Annotated in this window: 26 protein-coding genes; 14 read left to right on the forward strand and 12 right to left on the reverse strand. The window is 66.0% G+C overall.

The genetic code is table 11. The annotated features are described in order from the left end of the window. The first annotated feature begins 35 nt into the window (after window positions 1–35). The 4 genes from recQ (at window position 36) to AC59GX_RS10445 (ending at window position 4,566) form a co-directional block, all read left to right on the forward strand. Entirely contained in the window at window positions 36–1,805 is a 1,770-nt protein-coding gene (recQ, locus tag AC59GX_RS10430; protein ID WP_426283075.1) for a DNA helicase RecQ, read from the forward strand. Further along, window positions 1,802–2,230 (forward strand): protein tyrosine phosphatase family protein, encoded by a 429-nt coding sequence (locus AC59GX_RS10435; protein WP_426283074.1) that lies wholly within the window; start codon window positions 1,802–1,804, stop codon window positions 2,228–2,230. The genes recQ and AC59GX_RS10435 overlap by 4 nt, the downstream gene beginning before the upstream one ends. Then, window positions 2,227–2,625, forward strand: coding sequence for a hypothetical protein (locus AC59GX_RS10440; RefSeq protein ID WP_426283073.1), 399 nt, complete (start codon window positions 2,227–2,229; stop codon window positions 2,623–2,625). Before AC59GX_RS10435 ends, AC59GX_RS10440 begins: the two co-directional genes overlap by 4 nt. Before the next feature lie 84 nt (window positions 2,626–2,709). Then, a complete protein-coding gene (locus AC59GX_RS10445; protein ID WP_426283072.1) occupies window positions 2,710–4,566 on the forward strand; it encodes an AsmA family protein in 1,857 nt (618 codons plus the stop codon). A 93-nt stretch (window positions 4,567–4,659) separates the two neighbouring features. Here AC59GX_RS10445 and AC59GX_RS10450 read toward each other — a convergent pair whose 3' ends face one another. The 10 genes from AC59GX_RS10450 to AC59GX_RS10495 form a co-directional block, all read right to left on the reverse strand. Continuing rightward, window positions 4,660–5,319 carry a cell wall hydrolase gene (locus tag AC59GX_RS10450; RefSeq protein WP_426283071.1) on the reverse strand — a complete coding sequence of 220 codons (660 nt, stop codon included), beginning with the start codon at window positions 5,317–5,319 and terminating at the stop codon, window positions 4,660–4,662. Window positions 5,320–5,472: 153 nt separating this feature from the next. Then, a complete protein-coding gene (locus AC59GX_RS10455; RefSeq protein WP_426283070.1) occupies window positions 5,473–5,799 on the reverse strand; it encodes a DUF1491 family protein in 327 nt (108 codons plus the stop codon). Beyond that, window positions 5,796–6,281, reverse strand: a complete 486-nt coding sequence (locus AC59GX_RS10460) for a PaaI family thioesterase (protein WP_426283069.1) — start codon at window positions 6,279–6,281, stop codon at window positions 5,796–5,798. The genes AC59GX_RS10455 and AC59GX_RS10460 overlap by 4 nt, the downstream gene beginning before the upstream one ends. Beyond that, window positions 6,271–6,738, reverse strand: coding sequence for a PTS sugar transporter subunit IIA (locus AC59GX_RS10465; RefSeq protein WP_056064361.1), 468 nt, complete (start codon window positions 6,736–6,738; stop codon window positions 6,271–6,273). The genes AC59GX_RS10460 and AC59GX_RS10465 overlap by 11 nt, the downstream gene beginning before the upstream one ends. A gap of 101 nt (window positions 6,739–6,839) precedes the next feature. Then, window positions 6,840–7,439 (reverse strand): ribosome hibernation-promoting factor, HPF/YfiA family, encoded by a 600-nt coding sequence (hpf, locus tag AC59GX_RS10470; protein ID WP_056064359.1) that lies wholly within the window; start codon window positions 7,437–7,439, stop codon window positions 6,840–6,842. Window positions 7,440–7,500: 61 nt separating this feature from the next. Continuing rightward, the gene (gene dnaQ / locus AC59GX_RS10475) at window positions 7,501–8,193 is read right to left on the reverse strand and encodes a DNA polymerase III subunit epsilon (protein WP_497301651.1); all 693 of its coding nucleotides are present in this window, start codon (window positions 8,191–8,193) and stop codon (window positions 7,501–7,503) included. 15 nt (window positions 8,194–8,208) lie between these two features. Next, complete coding sequence (coaE, locus tag AC59GX_RS10480; protein WP_426283067.1) at window positions 8,209–8,784, reverse strand: dephospho-CoA kinase; 576 nt, start codon at window positions 8,782–8,784, stop codon at window positions 8,209–8,211. Then, complete coding sequence (locus tag AC59GX_RS10485; RefSeq protein ID WP_426283066.1) at window positions 8,781–9,593, reverse strand: shikimate dehydrogenase family protein; 813 nt, start codon at window positions 9,591–9,593, stop codon at window positions 8,781–8,783. Before AC59GX_RS10485 ends, coaE begins: the two co-directional genes overlap by 4 nt. A 249-nt stretch (window positions 9,594–9,842) precedes the next feature. Next, complete coding sequence (locus AC59GX_RS10490) at window positions 9,843–10,433, reverse strand: Maf family protein (protein WP_426283065.1); 591 nt, start codon at window positions 10,431–10,433, stop codon at window positions 9,843–9,845. Next, window positions 10,430–11,263, reverse strand: a complete 834-nt coding sequence (locus AC59GX_RS10495) for a pyruvate, water dikinase regulatory protein (protein ID WP_426283496.1) — start codon at window positions 11,261–11,263, stop codon at window positions 10,430–10,432. The genes AC59GX_RS10490 and AC59GX_RS10495 overlap by 4 nt, the downstream gene beginning before the upstream one ends. Before the next feature lie 349 nt (window positions 11,264–11,612). On the opposite strand from AC59GX_RS10495, the gene hemE reads away from it, so the two are divergent. From hemE to AC59GX_RS10515, 4 genes are all read left to right on the forward strand, one after another. Beyond that, the gene (gene hemE / locus AC59GX_RS10500) at window positions 11,613–12,641 is read left to right on the forward strand and encodes a uroporphyrinogen decarboxylase (protein ID WP_426283064.1); all 1,029 of its coding nucleotides are present in this window, start codon (window positions 11,613–11,615) and stop codon (window positions 12,639–12,641) included. Further along, the gene (locus AC59GX_RS10505) at window positions 12,638–13,099 is read left to right on the forward strand and encodes a CopD family protein (protein ID WP_426283063.1); all 462 of its coding nucleotides are present in this window, start codon (window positions 12,638–12,640) and stop codon (window positions 13,097–13,099) included. Before hemE ends, AC59GX_RS10505 begins: the two co-directional genes overlap by 4 nt. Window positions 13,100–13,381: 282 nt before the next feature. Next, window positions 13,382–14,638 (forward strand): transcription termination factor Rho, encoded by a 1,257-nt coding sequence (rho, locus tag AC59GX_RS10510; RefSeq protein WP_031395107.1) that lies wholly within the window; start codon window positions 13,382–13,384, stop codon window positions 14,636–14,638. A gap of 227 nt (window positions 14,639–14,865) precedes the next feature. Then, a complete protein-coding gene (locus tag AC59GX_RS10515) occupies window positions 14,866–15,585 on the forward strand; it encodes a TerC family protein (RefSeq protein WP_107954187.1) in 720 nt (239 codons plus the stop codon). 115 nt (window positions 15,586–15,700) lie between these two features. Here the strand turns inward: AC59GX_RS10515 and AC59GX_RS10520 are convergent, their stop codons facing one another. Together AC59GX_RS10520 and AC59GX_RS10525 are read right to left on the reverse strand one after the other, a co-directional pair. Then, window positions 15,701–16,414: a dienelactone hydrolase family protein gene (locus tag AC59GX_RS10520; protein ID WP_426283062.1), complete on the reverse strand. Its 714-nt coding sequence runs from the start codon at window positions 16,412–16,414 to the stop codon at window positions 15,701–15,703. After that, on the reverse strand, window positions 16,411–16,923 hold the full coding sequence (locus AC59GX_RS10525) for a methylated-DNA--[protein]-cysteine S-methyltransferase (RefSeq protein WP_426283061.1): 513 nt from the start codon (window positions 16,921–16,923) through the stop codon (window positions 16,411–16,413). The genes AC59GX_RS10520 and AC59GX_RS10525 overlap by 4 nt, the downstream gene beginning before the upstream one ends. A 14-nt stretch (window positions 16,924–16,937) precedes the next feature. On the opposite strand from AC59GX_RS10525, the gene AC59GX_RS10530 reads away from it, so the two are divergent. Genes AC59GX_RS10530 through AC59GX_RS10555 form a run of 6 tightly spaced genes read left to right on the forward strand, consistent with a single transcriptional unit; the run spans window position 16,938 to window position 22,641 of the window. Continuing rightward, the gene (locus AC59GX_RS10530) at window positions 16,938–17,171 is read left to right on the forward strand and encodes a DUF6489 family protein (protein WP_056053820.1); all 234 of its coding nucleotides are present in this window, start codon (window positions 16,938–16,940) and stop codon (window positions 17,169–17,171) included. Between the two features lie 7 nt (window positions 17,172–17,178). Then, window positions 17,179–18,456: a tRNA uridine-5-carboxymethylaminomethyl(34) synthesis GTPase MnmE gene (gene mnmE / locus AC59GX_RS10535; RefSeq protein ID WP_426283060.1), complete on the forward strand. Its 1,278-nt coding sequence runs from the start codon at window positions 17,179–17,181 to the stop codon at window positions 18,454–18,456. Window positions 18,457–18,510: 54 nt separating this feature from the next. Continuing rightward, on the forward strand, window positions 18,511–20,346 hold the full coding sequence (mnmG, locus tag AC59GX_RS10540; protein ID WP_426283058.1) for a tRNA uridine-5-carboxymethylaminomethyl(34) synthesis enzyme MnmG: 1,836 nt from the start codon (window positions 18,511–18,513) through the stop codon (window positions 20,344–20,346). Further along, window positions 20,343–20,963 carry a 16S rRNA (guanine(527)-N(7))-methyltransferase RsmG gene (gene rsmG / locus AC59GX_RS10545; RefSeq protein WP_426283057.1) on the forward strand — a complete coding sequence of 207 codons (621 nt, stop codon included), beginning with the start codon at window positions 20,343–20,345 and terminating at the stop codon, window positions 20,961–20,963. Before mnmG ends, rsmG begins: the two co-directional genes overlap by 4 nt. Next, complete coding sequence (locus AC59GX_RS10550) at window positions 20,960–21,742, forward strand: ParA family protein (RefSeq protein WP_056064325.1); 783 nt, start codon at window positions 20,960–20,962, stop codon at window positions 21,740–21,742. Before rsmG ends, AC59GX_RS10550 begins: the two co-directional genes overlap by 4 nt. Next, window positions 21,739–22,641 (forward strand): ParB/RepB/Spo0J family partition protein, encoded by a 903-nt coding sequence (locus AC59GX_RS10555; protein WP_426283056.1) that lies wholly within the window; start codon window positions 21,739–21,741, stop codon window positions 22,639–22,641. Before AC59GX_RS10550 ends, AC59GX_RS10555 begins: the two co-directional genes overlap by 4 nt. Window positions 22,642–22,785 lie beyond the last annotated feature (144 nt).

A 22,785-nucleotide genomic window follows, 5' to 3' on the forward strand; every position in this document is an offset into this window, starting at 1 on the left:
GACGGGCGACTGCGCGACGCCTAGATCGCATGGCAATGGCACTCGACCCCCTTCCCGATCTCCAGCGCATCTTCGGCTTTCCTGATTTTCGTGGCGTGCAGCGCGATGTCGTCGACCGGGTGCTCGCGGGGCAGCGGACGCTGGCGGTCATGCCGACGGGGGCGGGGAAGTCGCTCTGCTACCAGTTGCCGGCGACAATGCTGGAGGGGACGTGCGTCGTTGTCTCTCCGCTGATTGCGCTGATGCATGACCAGTTGCGCGCGGCCACTGCCGTTGGGATCAAGGCGGCGACTTTGACGAGCGTCGATACCAATCGCGAGGAGACGATCGCGCGGTTCCGGGCGGGCGATCTCGACCTGCTGTACGTCGCGCCGGAGCGGGCTTCGAACGAGAGTTTCCGGAACCTGCTGAGCCAAGCCAAGCTCAGCCTCTTTGCGATCGACGAGGCGCATTGCGTCAGTGAGTGGGGGCATGATTTCCGGCCGGATTATCGGTTGCTGTGGCCTTTGCTCGACAGTTTTCCGGACGTGCCTCGGCTGGCGCTGACCGCGACCGCCGACGCCCATACCCGCGCCGATATTCTCGAGCAGCTGGGAATCTCGCAGGAGGGCCTGATCGTGTCGGGGTTCGACCGGCCGAACATCCGCTATGCGATTTCGGGGCGCGACAACGTCAACCGGCAGATCGCGGATATCCTGGAGAAGATCCCGGGGCCGGGGATCGTATACGCGCAGACGCGGGCCGCGACCGAGAAGCTGGCGGAGGCGCTCGGGCGGAGCGGGCGGCCGACGCGGGCGTATCATGCGGGGCTCGATCCGCAGGTGCGCGCGAAGAACCAGGCGGATTTCGTTGCGAGCGAGGACATGGTGATCTGCGCTACGGTCGCGTTCGGGATGGGGATCGACAAGCCCGACGTGCGTTTCGTGGCGCATGCCGGGCTGCCGAAGTCGATCGAGGCCTATTATCAGGAAACCGGTCGCGCGGGGCGTGACGGCGACCCGGCGATCGCGCATCTGTTCTGGGGCGCGGAGGATTTCGCGCGCGCGCGGCAGCGGATCGGCGAGGTCGAGCCCGAGCGGCAGGCGGGCGAGCGGCAGCGGCTGACCGCGATGGGTGGGCTGGTCGAGACGGCCGGGTGCCGGCGGCGGATCCTGCTCAAGCATTTCGGCGAGGAGCGGCTTGAGGATTGCGGCAACTGCGACAATTGTCTCGGTAATGTCGATGCGGTGGATGCGACGGAGACGGCGCGGAAGTTCCTGTCGGCGGTGTTTCGGACCGGGCAGATGTACGGGGTCGGGTATATCGAGGGCATACTGACGGGGGTGTCCAGCGAGCGCAGCCTGATGAACGGGCATGAGGCGCTGTCGGTGTACGGGATCGTCGAGGGCGACGAGGTCGCGCTGCTGAAGCCTGTGTCGCGCGCGTTGATGCTGAAGGATGCGCTCAGGACCAATCCTCATGGCGGCCTCGAGTTCGGGCCGGCGGCGAAGGCTATCCTCAAGGGCGAGGCGGCGGTGTCGATCGTCGTGCCGCCGAAGCGCGAGCGGCGGCGCAAGGGGGCGGTTGGCGCTGTGCCGAACCCGGTCGACGATCCGCTGTTCGAAGCCTTGCGCGTGCGGCGGCGCGATCTGGCGAAGGAAGCGGGCGTTCCGCCGTATGTGATCTTCCACGATTCGGTGTTGCGTGACATTGCGCGGCAGCGGCCGGCGTCGCGTGCCGAGTTGAGCCTGTTATCAGGCATTGGCGCGCGCAAGCTCGACGCCTATGGGGATGCCTTCCTCCAGGTCATCCGCGAGTCCGCATGATACGGCAAATAAACGAAAGTATTTCGGTCGCGCCACAGATCGCGGTCGAGCAAGTCGCGGAAATCGCTGCGGCGGGGTTCAAGACGATCGTCAACAACCGACCCGACGACGAGGATGCGGGGCAGCCTTCAGGTGATGCGATCCGCGCCGCGGCGGAAACGGCCGGGCTGAAATACGTCTCGATTCCGGTGACGCATGCGGGGTTCTCGCATCCACAGATCGACGCGATGACGGAGGCGCTGACGGATTCGGACGGGCCCGTGCTGGCCTATTGCCGATCGGGGACGCGGAGCTGCAATTTGTGGGCGTTGGCGGCGGCGAAGGCGGGGCGGAACCCGAACCTGCTGCTCGCGCAGGCCGAGGACGCCGGATATGACCTGCGCGGAATCCGACCGATGCTGGACGCGCTCGCAGGGCCGCGATGACGCCTGCGATCGTCGGCGGCATCGTGGCCGCCGTTGTGCTGCTGCTCGCCGGCCTGGCCTGGGTGGTCGTGCGGATGCGGCGGGTCGTGAAGATCGAGACACCGGAAGAGGCGGCGGACGCGGCGCAGGCGCAGCTTCGCGGGTTTGCGGTGGCTGGCGCCGTGGTTGGAGCGGACGGGCAGGGCGCGTTGGCGATCGCGGATGACGGGCGTGTCGCTGCGGTGAAGCGGATCGGCAAGACCTTGACGGTGCGCGAGGTATCGTGGCGGACGGTGCGCGCGACGCACGAGGGAATATTGGTCGAGACCGGGGACAAGGCGCTGGGCGCGGTGATGCTCGCGCAGGTCGACGTCCTCGATATCCGCCGGTTGGCGCCGAAGAGCGTGCGGGTCTAGCGAGCCCGACGCGCCGCGGTCATTCTGCGGCAGCGGTCCTGACGCTTGCGGAACGTTTCGCGTTTCGACGCGTCGCCGCAGTAGATGAGAAGATGGGTCGCCAAGCGCTGGGTGAAAGTCACCGGCATCGTCGTCGTGGCCGTGATGGCCACGGTCATAATCGGGCTCGCCGTGTTCCCTTGGGGATCGCTGAAAGGCGTGATCGAGCGACAGCTGACCGCGCGCTTCGGGCGGCCGGTAACGATCGGCGGGATCGAGCGCGTCGACGGGTTCGGTTTCTCGCCGACGATCCGCATCACGCAGGTCCGTATTCCGCAGGCGGCGTGGGCTGGGAGCGGCGACTTCGTGCGGTTGCGCGAGGCGGAGGCGACCTTCTCCGCGCTGTCGCTGTTGAAGGGCGGGTTCGGGCCGCGCGACGTGAAGGCGTCCGGGCTGTACCTGGCGCTGGTCCGTGACAAGCAGGGGCGGACCAACTGGGATCGGCCGGGCAAGGCCAAGAGCGGCGGCAGTTCGAACGACCTGCAGGGGCTGGTCATTCGCGACAGCGTGATCTCGTACCGCGATGCCAAGCAGGGGCGGCAGGTCACCGCGCAATTCTCGTCCGATCCGGTTACGGGCATCCGTGCGAACGGCACCGGCACCGTGCGTGGCGCGGCGGTGCGAATTGCTGTCTCGGGGCCGTCGATCGAGCGATCGCAGGGCAAGCCGTGGCCGTTCACCGCGTCGATCGACGGGGACAGGCTGTCGATCTCGGCAAAGGGCGTGATGGACCGGCCGCTCGATACCGATGCGATGACGCTCGACGTGACGGCGCGCGCGACCGACCTGAAGCTGATCGACGCGGTGATCGAGGCGGGGCTGTTCCGGACGCAGCCGGTGTCGTTCAGCGCGCACGTTCGCCACGATTCGCCGAAATGGACCATCACGCAGCTGAAGGGCGTGGTCGGGCGGTCCGATTTCGCGGGGCATGTCACGGTCGACAAGCGCGATGGCCGCAGCAAGGTGAACGGCGATATCGTGTCGCGCCAGTTCGACTTCGCGGACCTGTCGTCGGACGAGGCGCAGGCCAAGGGCGCGGCGCTGGAGCGGGCGATCGGGCCGAGGCTGGTGCCGAATACGCGGATCGACATCGGCAAGATCGACAGCACCGATGCCGAGTTCGGGTTCCGCATCCAGCATATCGTCGCCGCCAAGGGGACGTCGCCGATCGTGTCCGCCAAGGGGACGATCGCGATCGATCACCAGTTGCTGACGCTGGACCGGCTGGTCGCGAGGTTGCCGCAGGGGACCGTCACCGGCAAGGTCACGGTCGACCAGCGAGGCGATCGCAAGACGCCGACCGTCGCGATCGACCTGCGGTTGCGGGGTAGCAGCGTGCAGGCGCTGGCAGGCGGGCGCGGCGACTTCAGCGGCAATGTGAGCGCGCGGGTAAGACTGAAGGGGCCGGGGGAGACTATCCGGGCCGCAGTCGGGAACGCCGATGGCAGCATCGGGTTCGTCGCGCGGGACGGGCAATTGCCGCAGGGGATCGCCGCGGCGCTGGGGTTCGATGCGGCGCGCGCGTTGCTGGCGAAAGATGGCGAGCGCGCGGGGCTGCGCTGTGTGGTGGTGAAACTCGCCGTGACGCAGGGGCGAGGGCGCGTCGATCCGATGATCGTCGATACCACCGCCAGCCAGCTGCACGGGCAGGGGAGCGTGGTGTTTCCCGCCGAAGCGGTCGACATCCGGCTGAGTGGCGCGCCTAAACAGCATGCGCTGCTGCAGTTGCCGGGATCGGCGTACATGACCGGGACGATCCAGCAGCCGCACGTGACGATCCCGCCGGAGGTGAAATCGGTGGGGAATATCTTCAAGGCGATCGGGCGTGCGATCACCGGCAAGCAGGGTCCGACGGCTAGCGATGCGGACTGTTCGGGGTTGGCGGCGCGGGTGCTGCGATAGGCCGAGACGTTAGACTAGGGCGTCGGCGGATATGAAAAACCCCGCCCCGCTGGGTGCGGGACGGGGTCGGACTTCAGCGATATCCGGGGGATATCAACGATAGAAGATGTGGTTGCCGATCGAGGCGACCTTGATCGCGCGGACGCTGGGGCGGCGATCGGGGGTGTTGAAGTAGAGCGCCTTGTCGGCGGGGCTGTTCCACGCATCTGCGAGCGCGACCTTGGCGACTGCGATCGCAGTGCGGTAGGCGGTGCCGGCGTTGATGTTGGGGATCTGGCCACCGCGAACGAAGCTGAACTGGCCACGCTGCTTGACGACGGCGCAGACGTTGGCGGGGAAACGACCCGACTTGGCGCGATTGATGATGACTTCGGCGACGGCGAGCTGACCGGTCAGCGGCTCACCCTTGGATTCGAAGTAGATCGCACCGGCAAGGCACTGGAGCGCTTCGTCGGCGGCGGCGCTATCCTGCGCGGCAACGGCCTGAGCGAGCGTGTCGAATTCTTCGGCTTCTGCGACGGCAGGGCTGACTGAGGTGTTCTCGGCGTTCGTCTCGACAGGTGCGACGGAGGTGGCAACTGGAGCGATCTGCGGAACATTCTGCGGCGAGAGCGCGTTTAGATTGGCGAGAGCAGTGAGATTGGTGGTCGAGCGATCGATACCGGTTGCCTGACCGGGAGCGCTGTTGCCGAGCAGGCCGGCGAGAGAGAAGGTCATGACCGCGATCGTCGCAGCCCGCTGAAGAATCGTCATTCAAACTTATTCAGATGCGGTTGGACCGCGGAAGCAATCGTACGAGCCGATCGTCCAGGCATCCCCCCGACTGCGTAACTGATCCGGATCGCACCCGTCCCAGCACAACGCCAATCAATGTTGCAATTCCCCTCTATTGGGGGGGCTTTCGAGTCAATCGTCGAGGATCGTTTCAGCGGCGAACCGTTCCGCCGCTGCGATGTCCACCTCGATTACCCAAAGATCCGGGTCGCTTGCGCGGCGGCGACGCCAATATCCGTCGAGGTCTCCGGGCGGGGTGGAGTCGATCAGCGCGGTCCGTCCATCGGGTCCGATGCCGCGTTCCAGCAGGCGGGGAGGGGCGCCCTTGTCGACCGCGATGACCAGGATCGCGCCGCCTTGCGGGTCGCCCTTCGCCATTACCGCGCCGAAGCCGCCGGCGTCGTTGACGCGCCGCAGTAGGGCGCTGACGAGTACGTCGCTGGGGAGACGACCGCTCATGCTGCGCTGCGGTATCCGGGAAGGCCAGCGAGCGCGATCCGCGAGCGCATGAAGGTACCGGTGCCGCGGGCCGCTTCTTCGCCGTCCGCATCGATCAGCCGCGCGTCCGCGACGAACACGCGTCGCTTCCCGCTGATCCAGCGTCCTTCGGCGATTACCGGGCCGATTTTCAGCGGGCGCGTGAGGAGCAGGTTGAATGCGGTGGTGAGCAGGAAGCGATCGGTGACCAGGCTGTTGCAGGCGTAGAAGGCTGCGTCGTCGAGCATCTTGAAATAACTCGTGCCGTGCGCGGCGCCGCCGGCGTGGTAGTGGCGCTCGTCGATCGTGAAATGGATGCGCGCGACGCCGGCTTCGGGGATTTCCAACGAGGAGTCGAAGAACCGGTTGATCGGGGCCTGCGCGTAGAGGGACTCCAGCGCGCGGAAATGCGCGTCTGCGCCTGCTGTGTTTGGGGCCGAACTGGGGGCCGACTCAGGCTGCATCGCGGACCTCGTCGGCGGTGAACAGCGCATAGACCGCATCGGGCGAACCGCCGCCGCGCAGCTTCTCGAGGAACGCCTTGTCGCGCAGCCGGCGCGAGACGCGGGCGAGCGCCTTCAGGTGGACCGCGCCGGCGTCGGTGGGGGAGAGCAGCATGAAGACGAGATCGACGGGGAGATCGTCGACCGCCTGGAAGTCGACAGGCTCTGCCAGCCGCGCGAACACGCCGGTTACCTGCGCGAGCCCTTCGAGCTTGGCGTGCGGAATCGCGACGCCGCCGCCGAACCCGGTCGAGCCGAGTTTCTCGCGCGCCGCCAGCCGGTCGGCGATCATCTTGGGGTCTGCATCGAGTATCTCAGACGCAACCGTGGCGAGATGCTGGAACACTGCCTTCTTGTTTTTGGCGATCACGCCCGTCTGCACTGCGTCGGGACGCAGCATGTCACTAAAATCGGTCATTGTGTTCAATGTCTCAAGCGCCCCCGCGCGCGTCCGCCTTAGCGGGTTGCGCGGGGGCGTAAAGGCGCGGCCTTGAGACCCGCGCTTTTATGGACCCTTCTTTACTGGGCCGGAGTGGCCGCTGCTCGCTGTGGCTCGACCCAACCGATCGTGCCATCGCCGCGACGATAGACCATGTTGTGCGCGCCGGTGCCCGCATTCATGAACAGCAGCGCGGCGGTGTTGCGCAGATCGAGCATCATCACCGCGTCGGACACGCTGGCCTCCGGGATATCCACGCGCGTTTCGGCGATGATCAGCGGTGCATCCGCGACATCGTCTTCCTCGATGCTTTCTTGGAACAGCGTGTAGCCGGCATTGTCGTAGCCGTTGCTCTCGGCGATCGCGACCGCTTCGCCGGCGTGGCGATCCTTCAGGCGGCGCATGTAGCGGCGGAGCTGAGTCTCGATCTTGGCGGCGGCGGCATCGAACGCGGCGCGCGCGTCATAGGCGTCGCCGTGCCCCTTGATCACGAGGCCCTTCATCACGTGCGAAACGATGTCGCATTTGAAGCCGGCGTCGTGCGGGCCCTTGCCGAACGTGACCTCCGCCGAGATGGCGCGCGAGAAATACTTGTCGGCGATACCCTGGAGTCGGTCTTCCACGTGGCTGTTGAGTGCTTCGCCAGTGTCAACCTGATGACCAGAAATCCGGATATCCATTGTCGTCTCCTTGTCGGCGTTACAGTCTTCGGGCGGTCCTATTGGCTCCACCCTGCCAGCGTCATCCGGACGCCACGGCCCCCCAGATCGGATCCTTGATCCCCTTCATAAACGCAGCATGGGCCGCCAGGTCTCCCTCGCTGACCGCGAAAACGCGGGCAGGGCGAACGACCCGAGGCGCCTGTGCGACGATCGGAGTCGACGCGGTGCTACCGATATCGCCGAGCAGGCCGAGACCGATCTGACGACCACCCATCAGCTCGACATAGACCTGCGCGAGCAACTGCGCGTCGAGCAGCGCGCCGTGCAGGACGCGGTGGCTGCGATCGATTCCGAAGCGCGAGCAGAGTGCGTCGAGCGAATGCTTGGCGCCGGGGTGACGGCTGCGCGCGATCTGCAGCGTATCGACCATCCGCTTCATGTGGACGATCTGGCGGCCGCACTTGGTGAGCTCGCCGTTGAGGAACGAGAAGTCGAAGCCGGCATTGTGCGCGATCATCGGCGCGTCGCCGACGAATTCGAGCAGGTCCTCGACCGCGTCGGCGAACTTCGGCTTGTCGGAGAGGAACTGCGCGCTCAGCCCGTGGACGTTGAATGCCTCGACCGGCATTTCGCGTTCGGGGTGGTAGTAAGCGTGGAAGGTGCGGCCGGTCTCGACCCGGTTGAGCATCTCGACGCAGCCGATTTCGACCATGCGGTCGCCGCCGGAAAAACTAAGGCCGGTGGTTTCTGTGTCGAAGACGATCTCACGCATCCCGATGGTATCGGCTCAGATTTCCAAGGATGCAAGCACCGCCCGGACTTGCGAGCGTGTTGCGTCGAAGCTCGTGTCGGTGTGGATGACGTGATCCGCGCGGGCGCGTTTTTCCGCGTCGGGGGTCTGGCGGGCAAGGATCGCGGCGAACTTCTCCGCGGTCATGCCGGGGCGGGCGAGAACGCGGGCGCGCTGAACGTCGGGGGCGGCGGAGACGACGACGATCACGTCGACGTTGCGGTCGCCGCCGGTCTCGATCAGCAGGGGGACGTCGAAGACGACTCGCTTTCCCGTGTGCTTGGCGAGGAAGGCGGCGCGTTCTTCACCGACGGCGGGGTGGACGATCGCTTCGAGCCGCTTGATCGCGGCGTCATCGCCGAACACCGCCGCGCCGAGTTTCGCTCGGTCGACTGCGCCGTCGGCGGTGGTGCCGGGGAAGGCGGCTTCGATCGCGGGAACGAGTCGCCCGCCGATGCCTTGCAAACGGTGGACGGTCGCGTCGGCGTCGAACACGGGGACGGCCTCGTCCGCGAACATCGCGGCGACGGCGGATTTGCCCATGCCGATCGAGCCGGTGAGGCCGATGATCATTTCGCCAGCAACGCGCGGAGTTCGTCGTCGCGATCGCGCGGTGGTTCCACGTGGAACAATATCTCGAACGCGACGGCGGCTTGGCCGATCAACATCTCCAGGCCATCGACGGTCTCGAGATCGCGCGCGCGTGCCGCTTTCAGCAGGCCGGTTTCGAGCGGGGAGTAGACGATGTCGTAGACCAACGAGTCCGGTTCGAGAGCGCCGAGATCGATGTCGAGCGGAGGCTGACCGACCATGCCAAGCACGCTGGCGTTGACGAGCAGTCGCGAGGGCGGGGCGGCGGGGCCGATCGGGAGCGCCTGACCCTTGAGGCCGAACGTCGACAGCAGCGCTGCGCCCTTGAGCGGATTGCGGTTGAGTATCGTGACGGGGCCGACACCCATCCGCGACAGTGCGAACAGGATCGCGCGGGCGGCACCGCCGGCGCCGATCACCGTGACGGGCTGGCCGGCGATATCGAGGTCGTCGATTGGTGCCCAGAAACCGGCGGCGTCGGTGTTGGTGCCGATGCAGTCGCCCGCTTGGTTGCGGAACACGGTGTTGATCGCGCCGATCGTCCCGCGCACGTTGCCGGGGTCGGAGACGTGGTCGAGCGCGGCGAGCTTGTGCGGCATCGTGATGTTGCACCCGCGCCAAGCTGGGTCGGCCTTGCGTTCGGCGAAGTAGGCGGGGAGGTCTTCGGCGGTGACGAGCTTGTGGCGGTATTCCGCGTCGATCCCGAGCGCGTCTAGCCAGAAGCCGTGGATCAGCGGCGATTTCGACTGAGCGATCGGATCGCCGATCACTTCTGCATAGGGACGGGTCATTCGAGGCTCCGTGTTTCCCCGCGGAGGCGGGGATCCAGTCTGGGCACCCGCCTTCGCTGGTGAACAAGATTTAGTCTAGCTCGGGCGGATTGCCATGTGCAGCTCCTACTCAATCCTCCCCCGCAAGGGGGAGGTGGCGCCGAAGGTGACGGTGGGGGAGGACACGGCACAAACGTGTCGCATGCCGCCCCCTCCGTCTGGCAAGCGCCAGCCACCTCCCCCTGGCGGGGGAGGATCGGAAGTTTCGGGTTACGCCGGCAGCTCGCCACGCACGCGGAGGAAGTCGAGGACGTTGAGCAGCGGCATGCCGAGTACCGTGAACTGGCTGCCCTCGATCCTGGCGAACAGCTGCGCGCCGGGGCCTTCGATGCGGTAGCAGCCGACGCAGCCCGCGATCGCAGGCCATTCCGCATCGAGGTACGTCTCGATGAACGCATCGGACAGCGAGCGGACGTGCATCTTGGCGCGCTCGACGTGGCGCCAGATCGCCTGGCCGTTCTCGGCGACGACCGCGGCGCTCCAGAGGTCGTGACGCTTGCCGGACATCAGCCGCAGGTGTGCCGCCGCGTCGGCGAGGTCCACGGGCTTGTCGAGAATACTGCCGTCTTCCAGTGCTACCAGCGAGTCGCTCCCGAGGACGAGATAGCCGGGCATTCTCGCGGACACCTTGAGCGCCTTCAGTTCGGCCAGCGCATCCGCAAGATCGCGCGGGGACAGGTCGCGCAGCGCGGCCTTCGCCGCACCCTCATCGACGCCGGCGAAGGTCGCCTCGAACGGTACGCCCGCAGCGGTCAGCATCGCGCGACGCGAGGCGCTTTGCGAGGCGAGGATCAGGCTCATGACTCGACCTTCGGAGCGGCGTCGGCGCGGCGCTGATTGCACAAGGCGATGATTGCCGCCGCGGTTTCCTCGATCGAGCGGCGCGTGACGTCGATCACCGGCCAGCCATTGTCGGCGAACATGCGGCGCGCGAAGGCGAGCTCGCGCATCACCGCTTCCTCCTCGACATAGGACGTGTCGGGCTGCTGGTTGAGCGACAGCAGGCGGTTGCGACGGACCTGAATCAGGCGGTCGGCGCTGGTCGTGAGGCCGACGATCAGCGGGTTGGTAAGCTTGTAGAGGTTCAGCGGTGGTGGGCTTTCCACGACGATCGGGATGTTGGCGGTCTTGTAGCCACGATTGGCGAGGTAGATCGAGGTCGGCGTCTTCGACGAACGCGATACGCCCGCCAGGACGATATCGGCCTCCTCCCATTCTTCCGAGGCGATCCCGTCGTCATGGGCGATCGTCCACTGGATCGCGTCGACGCGCGCGAAATAGGCCGCATCTAGGACGTGCTGGCGGCCAGGTCGCGCCTTTGCCTGCTGCCCGAGCAACCCCGATAGCGCGTCGTTCACGGGGTCGAGCGGGGCCACGGCGGGCAGCCCTAGCGCCAGGCACCTCTGCTCGAGAATTCGCCGGGTCGCGGGGTTCACCAGCGTGAACACCACCAGCCCCGGGTTCTGCGCGATCTCCTGGAGGATGCGCTCGAGATGCGCCTCGGTCCGCACCATCGGCCAGAAATGGCGGACCGTCTCGACGTCGTCATATTGCGCCAGCGCCGCCTTGGCGATGTTCTCCAGCGTTTCTCCAGTCGAGTCCGACAACAGATGAAGGTGGAGCCGGATCATTGGCATTCTGTCCCCATAGGTGGGGTCCCTGGGCGTGGATCTGTGGATAACATGGGGAGAAGGGCTAGCGTAACTCATCCCCCTCGCCAAGCGACCGGTGTGCCGTGGATAACACCCATTCTATCCACATGCCCGCGCACAGGGGCCGATTTTATCCACAGGCTGTGGGTAATGGGGAGCCTTGAATCGAATCAGCGCGTTTGTGGGCGTGCCGAGGGGTCAAGCTGTTGGCATTTCCGGGATCACCGCATAAGTCCCGGGTTCAACCGCCCAACCACTGCAACAACCTATTTCTAGAATCTTCTTATAGTAGAAGAAGGGTGCTCCGCTGACCGATCCGACCCCCAATATGCCTGCCTTCAAGCCGCTCCTGGCGACCCTTCGCGGAGAGCGTCAGGCCGTGCCGCCGCTGTGGCTCATGCGGCAGGCGGGGCGGTACCTTCCCGAGTATCGCGAACTCCGCGCGGAGAAGGGCGGGTTCCTCGCGCTCGCGACCGATCCCGACGCCGCGGCCGAAGTGACGCTGCAGCCGATCCGCCGGTTCGGGTTCGATGGATCGATCCTGTTCTCGGACATCCTGATGATCCCGTGGGCGCTCGGGCAGGATCTGAGCTTCGGGGTCGGCGAGGGGCCACGGCTCGAGCCGGCGCTGGTCGACCATGCGCTCGATCGGTTGCAGCCGGTGATGGGGCGGCTGGAGCCGGTCTACGGCACCGTCGCGAAGGTCGCCGCTGCCTTGCCGCCCGAGACGACGTTTCTGGGCTTTGCGGGGTCTCCCTGGACGGTCGCGACGTATATGGTGGCGGGGAAGGGCTCGAAGGATCAGTCCGAGACGCGGCGCTTCGCGTATCGCGACCCTGAGGCGTTCGGTGCGATCATCGATGCGATCGCCGACAACACCGTCGAGTATCTCGCGCGGCAGGTCGAGGCGGGCGTCGACGTGGTGCAGCTGTTCGACAGCTGGTCGGGTTCGCTATCGCCTGCGCAGTTCGAGCGCTGGGTGATCGCCCCGACCGCGTCGATCGTCGAGCGCTTGCACGCGCGCTGCCCCGGTGTGCCGATTATCGGCTTTCCGAAGGGGGCGGGGGGCAAGCTGCCGGCGTATGCGCGCGAGACGGGCGTCGATGCGATCGGGCTGGACGAGACGGTCGATCCGGTCTGGGCGCATGCGTCGTTGCCGGCGGACATGCCTGTTCAGGGTAATCTCGACCCGCTGGCGTTGATCGCTGGCGGGGCGGATCTCGATGCGGCGATCGACCGGATACTCGCGGCGTTCGTCGAGCGCCCGCACGTCTTCAACCTCGGCCACGGCATCCTGCCCGACACGCCCATCGCGCATGTCGAGCAGCTGATCGCCCGCGTAAGGAGCACGACATGAGCGGATTTCTCGGCGCTGCGTATGACTGGGTGAAGGCGGCGCATCTGATCTTCGTGATCTTCTGGATGGCGGGGCTGTTCATGCTGCCGCGCTATCTCGTCTATCATCAGGAGGCGCTGGCGGCCGGCAACACGACCGAGGCGGCGAACTGGGTCGAGCGCGAGGGCAAGATCCGCCACATCATCCTGACGCCGGCGATGATCGTCGTCTGGGTACTGGGGATCGCGCTGGCGCTGAACCTCGGGCTGGCGGACGGCGCGCCGGGGCTGGGGTGGCTGCACCTGAAGCTGGTGCTGGTGTTCCTGCTGACGGGCTATCACGGCTGGGCGGTCGGCTATGCGAAGAAGCTTGCCGCGGGGAAGCCGACGCTGGCGGGGAAGCAGTTGCGGATGCTGAACGAGGTGCCTGCGCTGGCGGTGACGCTGATCGTCGTGCTGGTGATCGTTAAGCCGTTCTGATCTTCCCCCCTCCCTGGAAGGGAGGGGCCGGGGGTGGGTCGGCCAGTTTGAGCTAGAACGCGTCCTTCATGCGGAAGCAAACCCACCCCCAACCCCTCCCTTCCAGGGAGGGGGGTAAAGGCCCGCTTGACTAACCCGCCCCCCAATTCTAACCCCTTCTCCCAACACGGCCTCCTGGCGTCCTGCCCGGTCGTGTCTTGCCAGACTCGTCTCGCCCAGTTCCGCTTCCCAAGCGCACCGCCGACCGAGCGTTCTCCCGTTGATTGCTATCCGGAAATCCCCATGCATCTCAAAGACCTGAAGAAAAAGAAACCCGCCGAGCTGGTCCAGCTGGCCGAGGAACTGGGGGTCGAGAGTGCCTCGACGCTGCGCAAGCAGGACCTGCTGTTCGCGATCCTGAAGGTCCAGGCGGACAATGGCGACCAGATCATGGGGCTCGGCACGATCGAAGTGCTGCCCGACGGCTTCGGCTTCCTGCGCTCGCCGGAATCGAACTACCTCGCTGGTCCCGACGACATCTACATCTCGCCGAACCAGGTGCGGAAGTTCGGCCTGCGCACCGGTGACACGGTCGAGGGCGAGATCCGCGGGCCGAAGGATGGCGAACGCTATTTCTCGCTGGTGAAGCTCACGGCCGTTAATTTCGATGACCCCGACGTCGTCCGCCACCGCGTCAATTTCGACAACCTCACGCCGCTCTACCCCGAGAGCAAGCTGACGCTCGATCCCGCCGACCCGACCGTCAAGGACAAGTCGGCGCGCGTGATCGACATCGTCTCGCCGCAGGGCAAGGGCCAGCGCACGCTGATCGTCGCCCCGCCACGCGTCGGCAAGACGGTCATGTTGCAGAACATGGCCAAGGCGATCACCGACAACCACCCCGAGGTGTTCCTGATCGTCCTGCTGATCGACGAGCGCCCCGAGGAAGTCACCGACATGCAGCGCAGCGTGAAGGGCGAGGTGGTCAGCTCGACCTTCGACGAACCCGCGCAGCGCCACGTCCAGGTCGCTGAAATGGTGATCGAAAAGGCCAAGCGCCTGGTCGAGCACAAGAAGGACGTAGTGATCCTGCTCGACTCGATCACGCGTCTGGGTCGTGCCTACAACACCGTCGTGCCGTCGTCGGGCAAGGTCCTGACGGGTGGTGTCGACGCGAACGCGCTGCAGCGCCCGAAGCGCTTCTTTGGTGCTGCGCGCAACATCGAGGAGGGCGGTTCGCTCTCGATCATCGCGACCGCGCTGATCGATACGGGCAGCCGCATGGACGAGGTGATTTTCGAGGAGTTCAAGGGCACCGGCAACTCGGAAATCGTGCTGGATCGCAAGGTCGCGGACAAGCGGATCTTCCCGGCGCTTGACGTCGGCAAGTCGGGCACGCGCAAGGAAGAGCTGCTGGTCGACAAGGCCAAGCTCAGCAAGATGTGGGTCCTGCGCCGTATCCTGATGCAGATGGGCACGATCGACGCGATGGAGTTCCTGCTCGACAAGATGAAGGATTCGAAGACCAACGAGAATTTCTTCGACAGCATGAATCAATAACCGAGTGCGGCCTGCTGCAAGCTGCAGCAGGACTCGCACCGGTTCGGCCGGCGGGGCGTAAGCTCCGACCGACGACATGGGCTTTGCCCATGTCCGGCCAAGCAAACCAAAGCGGCACGCGAGAGCATGGCTTTCGCGTGCCGCTTTGCTATTAATCAATATGAAAACCGCCACGCCGCCCGCGGCGTGGCCCGTCACCGGGAGCTGACATCTTGAGTATCATCGCCATGCTGGCCGCCGCCGCATCGGGAGTAGCCGGACCCGGCTCGCCGCTGGAAATCTGGCAGCATATCGTCGCCGACTTCTCCAACCTCGGCGACCCTAAGGCACTCGCCGCGTTCGGATCGGTCCTGATGATCGACCTCGTCCTCGCGGGCGACAACGCGATCGTCGTCGGCGCACTCGCCGCTGGCCTCCCTGCCGACCAGCGCAAGAAGGTCATCCTGATCGGCATCGGCGCGGCGCTCGTCCTGCGCATCTTCTTCGCGTTGATCGTGACGTGGCTCATGGGCATCGTCGGGCTGATTTTCGCGGGCGGCCTGTTGCTGCTCTGGGTGAGCTGGAAGTTCTGGCGCGAAATTCGCGAGGGCGCGGAGAATGCCGGCTCCGAGGAAATCGAGGGCGACGAGCGTTCGGGTATCCGCTCCTCGAAGGGCTTTGCGAGCGCGGCCTGGGCCGTCGCCGTCGCCGACGTCTCGATGAGCCTCGACAACGTCCTGGCGGTCGCGGGCGCGGCGCGCGAGCATCCCGGCATTCTGGTCATCGGCCTGCTGCTGTCGGTCGCGATGATGGGTCTGGCGGCGAACTACATCGCGCGCGTCATCAACAAGTATCGCTGGATCGCGTATATCGGCCTCGCAGTGATCCTCGTGGTCGCGTTGAAGATGATCTACGAGGGCTGGGTCGGCACTGGCGAGACGCTCGGGATCATCTCGCTGCTGCGCTGATCGCAGTGCGGTTGGGATAAGAAAAAGGCCTCGCCGGGATCGTCCGGCGAGGCCTTTTTTCATGTCTGTCGTCAGCACCCCGTCACCCCGAAACAGGGGGACGGGGAGGGCGTGGTTAGCCTAAATTCTCCGCGAAGAACTTTGCCGTTCGCTCGTCCGCCAGCTTGGCCGACGCATCCGAGCGGCGCTCGCCGAACTCGGTCGCGAAGCCGTGGTCCTCGCCTGCGTAATCGTAGATCGTCACCTTGGGGTGATCGTCGAGACCCGCGTGCATCGCCGCCTGCGCGTCCTTGTCGACGAAGTGATCCTCCTCCGGCACGTGCAGCAGCACCGGGTGTGCGATCGCGTGCTTTTCGCCGAGCAGGCCGTCGATCCCGACGCCGTAATAGCCGACGCTCGCATCTACGTCGGTCCGTGCCGCGGTCATGAACGCCAGGCGCCCGCCGAGGCAGTAGCCGACCACGCCGACCTTGGCGTTCCCAGAATCATTGGCACCGAGTTCGCTGCGGACGGCGCGGATGCTCGCCTCGATATCGGCGATACCCTTGTCCTGGTCGAACTGGCCCATCAGTTCGAGCGCACGATCGAACTCGGGCTTGATGTCCGGATCGAGTTCGATGCCAGGCTCGAGCCGCCAGAACAGGTCGGGGGCGATCGCGAGATAGCCGGCCTCGGCGAGCGTATCGCACTTGCGGCGAATGCCGGCGTTCACGCCGAAGATCTCCTGGATCACGACGATCGCCGCTTTCGGCGTGCCTGCCGGAGTCGCGCGATACGCGGTGAATTCGCCATCGCCCGCGAGTGCGGCGATCTTGGTAGTGTTCGTCATAACAGTCCTCCTGGCGGCCGCTCATGGTCGAGCAGCCGGGATTTGGTGATCGGGCCTTCCCCCGCGGAGTACGCACCAAGCGCTCCGCAGGCTCCAAGGATTCGGTGGCAGGGGACGATGATCGGAAAAGGATTGCGTGCGCACGCCTGGCCGATCGCGCGCGGGCTTGAGCCGATCGCCTTGGCAAGCGCGCCGTAGCTGGCCGTGGTGCCGTAGGCGATGTCAACGATCGCCTGGCGAAGGTCGGCACCGCGCGGGGTAGGGGAGAGCGCGAGGGGCAGATCGAACACGGTCAGCCGTCCGGCGAAATACGCGTCGATCTGGCGGAGTGCTTCCAGGATCGCGGGGGCGTCGCTGGTCGAACCATCCTCCACGCCGATATCGATCGCGTCGATCCGGTCCCCGGCGCCGGTCACGCGGACCAGACCGATAGGCGTTGCGATCGAGGCGGCATCGCGCGCATACATTCCCCCGCTATGCAGCGCCGCGATGGACCGCTCAAGCGTCATCGAGGGTGCGTCACATGAAGATGAATATCGAGATCGAATGCACGCCCGAGGAAGCGCGCCGCGCGGTCGGGCTGCCCGACCTGACGCCGATCCACGACCGCTATATCGCGATGATGATGGAGGCGATCCCGGACGGCCAGATGAAGCCGGAAATGCTCGAGTCGATGATGCGTGGTTGGCAGCCGATGGGCGAGGCGGGGATGGCGATGTGGAAGCGCCTGTTCGACAGCGCGACGAAAAGCGGCTGAGTTTCACGTGAAGACGATTTTCGCGGTATCGAGCGGACGGCCGCCAGCGGCGATCGCCGTTGTTCGGGTGAGCGGGCCTCAGGCGTTTGCCGCGGCCGAGGCGCTCGCGGGACCATTGCCGGTGCCGCGCCATGCCAGCCTCCGGGGACTGCGGGACACCGATGGGGCGTTGCTAGACCGCGCGCTGGTCATCGTGTTTCCGGGACCCGCGACGGCGACCGGCGAAGACCTGGTAGAGTTTCATTGCCACGGTGGTCGCGCAGTGATCGCGGCGGTCGAGCGTGCGTTGTCGGTTATGCCCGGCCTACGTCATGCCGAACCCGGCGAGTTCACGCGTCGTGCGTTGACCAATGGCCGCATCGACCTGACCGAGGCGGAGGGGCTCGCCGACCTTCTCGAAGCCGAGACGGAGAGCCAGCGTGTCGCGGCGATGACGGCGGCGGAGGGGCAGGTGAGCCGGGCCGTCCGCGGCTGGATGGACTCGGTCGCGATGCTGTCTGCGCGGATCGAGGCGATGCTCGACTTCGCCGACGAGGACGACGTCGCGAGCGATACCGCGGCGTTCGACGCGATCGTCTCGGAGATCGATACGCTCGCCGCGCAGATCGAGGCGGTGGTCGACGCCCCGCCGGTCGAGCGGCTCAAGGACGGGCTGCGCGTGGTCATCGGCGGTCCGCCGAATAGCGGCAAGTCGACGTTGCTCAACCTGCTCGGCGAGCGGGACGCGGCGATCGTCTCGCCCATCTCGGGAACGACGCGTGACCGTATCGACGTGCCAGTTACGCGGAACGGTGTCGCCTATGTGCTGACCGACACCGCGGGCTTGATCGACACGCTCGACCCGATCGAGGCGATCGGTGTCACGCGGGCGGAAGGTGCGCTCGCTGCGGCGGACATCGTGATGTGGCTGGCCGATACCGCGCCGCCCCGCGCCGATGCGATCTGGATTCATGCGCGCGCCGATCTGCCGGGACGGGGAGAGTTGCCGTCTGGCCGGACATTGTCGGTCTCGCAAAACGACCTGGGATCGCTCGATTCACTGTGGGATGAACTGCATCGGCGAGCGATTGCGATGCTGCCGCGTGGTGATGAGATCACATTGAGGCAGCATCAGCGTCGGCAGTGTGCTGCGGCGGTCGAGGCTCTTCGGTATCGAAGCTCGGATGCGCTTATCGTCGCGGAACACCTTCGACAGGCTCGCGCGATTCTTGCCGGCGTACTTGGGCTCGATGCGACCGGGGAAATGCTTGATGCGCTGTTCGGACGTTTTTGCATCGGCAAGTGATGTTCCACGTGGAACATCTTTGACGCGTCGGTCGCGGCGTTCTACGGCCGTGACATGTTCGATGTAGTGGTGGTTGGCGGTGGCCATGCCGGAACCGAAGCCGCAGCCGCGGCGGCGCGGAGGGGCGCGCGTACCGCGCTCGTGTCGTTCGACGCTGCGCATATTGGCGCGATGTCGTGCAATCCGGCGATCGGTGGGCTCGGCAAGGGGCACATGGTTCGCGAGGTCGATGCGTTCGACGGGCTGATCGGTCGTGCTGCCGATGCGGCTGCGATCCATTATCGGATGCTCAATCGGAGCAAGGGTTCGGCGGTGCAGGGGCCTCGGATCCAGGCCGATCGGCGTCTCTATTCCGGTGCGATCCAGGCGATGCTTGCGGCCACGGAAGGGCTGTCGATCGTCGAGGGCGAGGTGACGGCGTTGCATTTCGACGGCGATCGCGTGGCGGGTGTCGTGCTGGCGGATGGCGCGATCGTGGCGGCGCGAGCGGTCGTGTTGGCGACCGGCACGTTCCTGGGCGGACGGATCTTCCGGGGTGACGATCGCGAGGAAGGGGGGCGGATTGGCGAGCGGGCGGCCAAGCCACTTGCGGACCAGTTGCGCGCGCGGGACCTGCCGATGGCGCGGCTCAAGACCGGGACACCACCCCGTCTCGATGGTCGCACGATCGACTGGGGCGCACTCGCCGAACAGCCGTCGGACCTCGATCCGTGGACGATGTCGCCAATGACTAGTTCGCGGCCGCTTCCGCAGATCGCGTGCGCCATCACGCGGACGACTGATCGGACTCATGCGATCATCCGCGAGGCGTTCCACCGGTCGCCGCTGTTCACCGGTGCGATCGAGGCGGCGGGGCCGCGTTACTGTCCGTCGATCGAGGACAAGGTGCATCGGTTCGGCGACCGTGACGGGCACCAGGTTTTTCTCGAACCCGAGGGGCTCGACGATGCGACGGTCTATCCCAATGGGCTATCGACGTCGCTGCCGGTCGAGGTCCAGGCGGCGATGTTGGCCAGCATTCCGGGGCTCGAGCGCGTGACGATGACGATGCCGGGTTACGCGGTCGAGTATGATTATATCGATCCGCGAGCGCTTGATACGCGGCTTGCGCTCGGTGCTATCGAGGGCGTGTTCTGCGCGGGGCAGATCAATGGCACGACGGGGTATGAGGAAGCGGCCGGGCAGGGGCTCGTTGCCGGGCTGAATGCCGCGGCGTACGCATGCGACCTAGCGCCGGTGATCCTCGATCGCGCGTCAAGCTATCTTGGGGTGATGATCGACGACCTCACGCTGCAAGGCGTGACCGAGCCGTATCGGATGCTGACGGCGCGGGCGGAGTTCCGGTTGTCGTTGCGCGCGGATAATGCCGAAACGCGGCTGGGTGGGATTGCGGAGGCGGCTGGGTGTCTTGGACCTGAGCGGTTGACGCATCAGCATGCGCTGGCCGAGGATCGTGCTCGTCTCCGCTCGGCACTCGACTGCGAGCGGACGGCAACCGAGGTTGCCGATCAGGGTGTTGCGATCGGTCGGGATGGTGCGCGGCGGACTGCGTTCGACTGGCTTCGGTTCGAGGGGGTAACGCTCGCGCATGTCGCGCCGGACGCGGCGACGGGCATCCCGGCGGCGGTCGTTGACGAAGTGTTAGAGGACGCGCGCTACGCTCCGTATATCGAGCGGCAGGCGCAGGAGGTCGCGCGGTTGCGGGCCGACGAGGCGATCCGTTTGCCGGAGGACCTTGCCTATGACCGCGTGCCTGGGCTGTCGAACGAGATGATCGATCGCCTGAGCGCTGCGCGGCCGACCTCGCTGGCGGCGGCGGCGCGAGTGCGAGGGATCACCCCGGCGGCGTTGTCCGCGGTATTATTGCATACGAAACGAGTGCCAGCATGACCGAAGACGATGCACAGAGCTGGACGATCGAGCGGTTCGGGGCGGCAGCGACCGAGCGCTTGAACGCGTTCGTGGCGATGGTCGTCGAGGAAGCGCCGCATCAGAATCTAATCGCGCCGTCGACGATCCCGACGATCTGGGATCGGCACGTTGTGGATTCGCTCCAGTTGGTTGCGCTTGCGGGGGCGGATACGTCGGCGAAGCGTTGGCTCGATATCGGCACCGGCGGGGGGTTTCCCGGTATGGTCGTCGCGCTGGTTCGCGAGGGGCCGGTCGATCTGGTGGAGCCCCGGCGCCGGCGCGCGGACTTCCTCCAGCTGTGTGTCGCTCGGCTCGGGCTCGGAGAACAGGTCCGCGTTCACGCCTCGAAAGTCGAGAATGCGACTGCTGACGCGTCGATCATTTCCGCTCGGGCGGTCGCGTCGTTGCAAAACCTTTTGCGTGGCGCGGCGCACTGCGCCACAACGGAGACGCGGTGGTTGCTTCCTCGGGGGCGTTTCGACGAGGAGGAGCTGGCCGCGCTCAAGCAGCATTGGCGGTTTATGTTCCACGTGGAACAAAGCGTCACGAACCCGGAGTCGTCGATCGTGGTTCTGGATCGGGTAAGCGCGCGATGATCACCATCGCGGTCGCCAATCAAAAGGGCGGGGTGGGCAAGACCACCAGCGCCATCAACCTCGCGACCGCGCTCGCGGCAACGGGGATGCGCGTGCTGCTGGTCGATCTCGATCCGCAGGGCAACGCGTCGACCGGGCTGGGCATCGGGCATTCGCAGCGTGAGAGGTCGAGCTACGACGTGTTGGTCGGCGAGACGTCGATCGAGGATGCGGTGGTGCATACGCGCGTACCACGGCTCGATATCGTCCCGGCGACGGTAGACCTGTCGGGCGCGGAGATCGAGCTGGTCGATTTCGACGCGCGCACGCACCGGCTCGATCGCGCGGTGAAGGCGGCTCAGGGGCCGTGGGATATCGCGCTGATCGATTGCCCGCCGTCGCTGGGGCTGCTGACGATCAATGCGATGGTCGCGGCCGACTCGCTGCTCGTGCCGCTGCAATGCGAGTTTTTCGCGCTTGAGGGGTTGTCGCAGTTGTTGAGTACGGTCGAGCGGATCCGCCAGCGGTTCAATCCTGGGCTGTCGATCCTTGGGGTTGCGCTGACGATGTTCGATCGGCGGAACCGGCTAACGGATCAGGTCTCGGCGGACGTTCGCGCGGTTCTCGGCAAAGTGGTGTTCGAGACGGTGATCCCGCGCAACGTGCGGCTGTCCGAGGCGCCGAGCCACGGATTGCCGGCCCTGATCTACGACCATCGGTGTTCGGGGTCGCAGGCGTATATAGCGCTCGCCCGCGAACTTATCGGGCGGCTTCCGGCAACTGCGCAGGTTGCGGCATGAGCGACGGTAACAAACGTGGTCGCCCGGGGTTGGGCAGGGGTCTCAACGCGCTGCTCGGCGAGATGGCGCGAGAGACGCCGGTGTCGGCCGATGGCGCGGCGCAGCAATCGTCGGGTGTGCGGATGCTGCCGGTCAGTTCGCTGTCGCCGCATCCCGATCAGCCGCGGCGGCATTTCGACGAGGCGATGCTCGACGAGTTGGCCGCGTCGATCGCGTCGCGCGGATTGATCCAGCCGATCGTGGTGCGGCCGCATGGGCATGACTATCAGATCGTCGCGGGCGAGCGGCGTTGGCGGGCCGCCCAGCGCGCACGGCTACACGAGGTGCCGGTCGTCGTCCGCGACTTCGACGATGCCGAGACGCTCGAGATCGCGCTGATCGAGAACATCCAGCGCGAGGATCTCAACGCGATCGAAGAGGCTCAAGCGTATCAGCGGTTGGCGGGCGAGTATGGCCACACGCAGGAGGTGCTCGCCAAGATCGTCCACAAGTCGCGCAGTCATGTAGCGAACCTGCTGCGGCTGCTGGAGCTGCCTGCGCAGGTGCAGTCGCAGGTGGTCGATGGATCGCTGTCGATGGGGCATGCTAGGGCGTTGCTGGGGTCGCCCGATGTGGAGTCGCTGGCGGACCAGGTCGTCTCGCGGGGGCTGTCGGTGCGCGAGACCGAGAAGCTGGCGCGCGATGCGAAGCCTGGGCGGAACCGTGGCGGCGGTGGTGGTTCGTCCGAGCCTCGGGTGCCGGATGCGGATATCGCTGCGTTGGAGCGGCAGTTGGCGGATCTGCTGGGGTTGCAGGTGCGGGTGGCGCATACCGAGACTGGGGGGACGTTGACGTTGAGTTACTCGACGTTGGACCAGCTAGATATGGTGTGTCAGCGGTTGACGGGTGGGGCGATCTGAGTGGCGACGGATCTCAACCCCGTTCGTCCTGAGTAGCCGTCGAGTAGCGGCATCGCCGCGTATCGAGATGGCGTATCGAAGGACGGGTTGGCGCGCGGAACCCATGCTTCGATACGAGCCCTCGATACGCTCCTGACGGAGCTA

This window comes from Sphingomonas sp. 320_CC (genome assembly GCF_059691795.1).

Bases quoted from the DNA above. Each gene is read 5' to 3' on its own strand.
- rsmG (WP_426283057.1), top strand. From the start codon at position 20,343: ATGACCGAAGACGATGCACAGAGCTGGACGATCGAGCGGTTCGGGGCG.
- recQ (WP_426283075.1), top strand. From the start codon at position 36: ATGGCACTCGACCCCCTTCCCGATCTCCAGCGCATCTTCGGCTTTCCT.
- AC59GX_RS10550 (WP_056064325.1), top strand. From the start codon at position 20,960: ATGATCACCATCGCGGTCGCCAATCAAAAGGGCGGGGTGGGCAAGACC.
- AC59GX_RS10525 (WP_426283061.1), bottom strand. From the start codon at position 16,923: ATGACGCTTGAGCGGTCCATCGCGGCGCTGCATAGCGGGGGAATGTAT.
- rho (WP_031395107.1), top strand. From the start codon at position 13,382: ATGCATCTCAAAGACCTGAAGAAAAAGAAACCCGCCGAGCTGGTCCAG.
- AC59GX_RS10490 (WP_426283065.1), bottom strand. From the start codon at position 10,433: ATGAGCCTGATCCTCGCCTCGCAAAGCGCCTCGCGTCGCGCGATGCTG.
- AC59GX_RS10465 (WP_056064361.1), bottom strand. From the start codon at position 6,738: ATGACCGATTTTAGTGACATGCTGCGTCCCGACGCAGTGCAGACGGGC.
- AC59GX_RS10440 (WP_426283073.1), top strand. From the start codon at position 2,227: ATGACGCCTGCGATCGTCGGCGGCATCGTGGCCGCCGTTGTGCTGCTG.
- AC59GX_RS10460 (WP_426283069.1), bottom strand. From the start codon at position 6,281: ATGCAGCCTGAGTCGGCCCCCAGTTCGGCCCCAAACACAGCAGGCGCA.
- AC59GX_RS10555 (WP_426283056.1), top strand. From the start codon at position 21,739: ATGAGCGACGGTAACAAACGTGGTCGCCCGGGGTTGGGCAGGGGTCTC.
- hpf (WP_056064359.1), bottom strand. From the start codon at position 7,439: ATGGATATCCGGATTTCTGGTCATCAGGTTGACACTGGCGAAGCACTC.
- dnaQ (WP_497301651.1), bottom strand. From the start codon at position 8,193: ATGCGTGAGATCGTCTTCGACACAGAAACCACCGGCCTTAGTTTTTCC.
- AC59GX_RS10450 (WP_426283071.1), bottom strand. From the start codon at position 5,319: ATGACGATTCTTCAGCGGGCTGCGACGATCGCGGTCATGACCTTCTCT.
- AC59GX_RS10495 (WP_426283496.1), bottom strand. From the start codon at position 11,263: ATGATCCGGCTCCACCTTCATCTGTTGTCGGACTCGACTGGAGAAACG.
- AC59GX_RS10435 (WP_426283074.1), top strand. From the start codon at position 1,802: ATGATACGGCAAATAAACGAAAGTATTTCGGTCGCGCCACAGATCGCG.
- mnmG (WP_426283058.1), top strand. From the start codon at position 18,511: ATGTTCGATGTAGTGGTGGTTGGCGGTGGCCATGCCGGAACCGAAGCC.
- AC59GX_RS10515 (WP_107954187.1), top strand. From the start codon at position 14,866: ATGCTGGCCGCCGCCGCATCGGGAGTAGCCGGACCCGGCTCGCCGCTG.
- AC59GX_RS10505 (WP_426283063.1), top strand. From the start codon at position 12,638: ATGAGCGGATTTCTCGGCGCTGCGTATGACTGGGTGAAGGCGGCGCAT.
- AC59GX_RS10530 (WP_056053820.1), top strand. From the start codon at position 16,938: ATGAAGATGAATATCGAGATCGAATGCACGCCCGAGGAAGCGCGCCGC.
- AC59GX_RS10445 (WP_426283072.1), top strand. From the start codon at position 2,710: ATGAGAAGATGGGTCGCCAAGCGCTGGGTGAAAGTCACCGGCATCGTC.
- AC59GX_RS10485 (WP_426283066.1), bottom strand. From the start codon at position 9,593: ATGACCCGTCCCTATGCAGAAGTGATCGGCGATCCGATCGCTCAGTCG.
- AC59GX_RS10520 (WP_426283062.1), bottom strand. From the start codon at position 16,414: ATGACGAACACTACCAAGATCGCCGCACTCGCGGGCGATGGCGAATTC.
- hemE (WP_426283064.1), top strand. From the start codon at position 11,613: ATGCCTGCCTTCAAGCCGCTCCTGGCGACCCTTCGCGGAGAGCGTCAG.
- coaE (WP_426283067.1), bottom strand. From the start codon at position 8,784: ATGATCATCGGCCTCACCGGCTCGATCGGCATGGGCAAATCCGCCGTC.
- AC59GX_RS10455 (WP_426283070.1), bottom strand. From the start codon at position 5,799: ATGAGCGGTCGTCTCCCCAGCGACGTACTCGTCAGCGCCCTACTGCGG.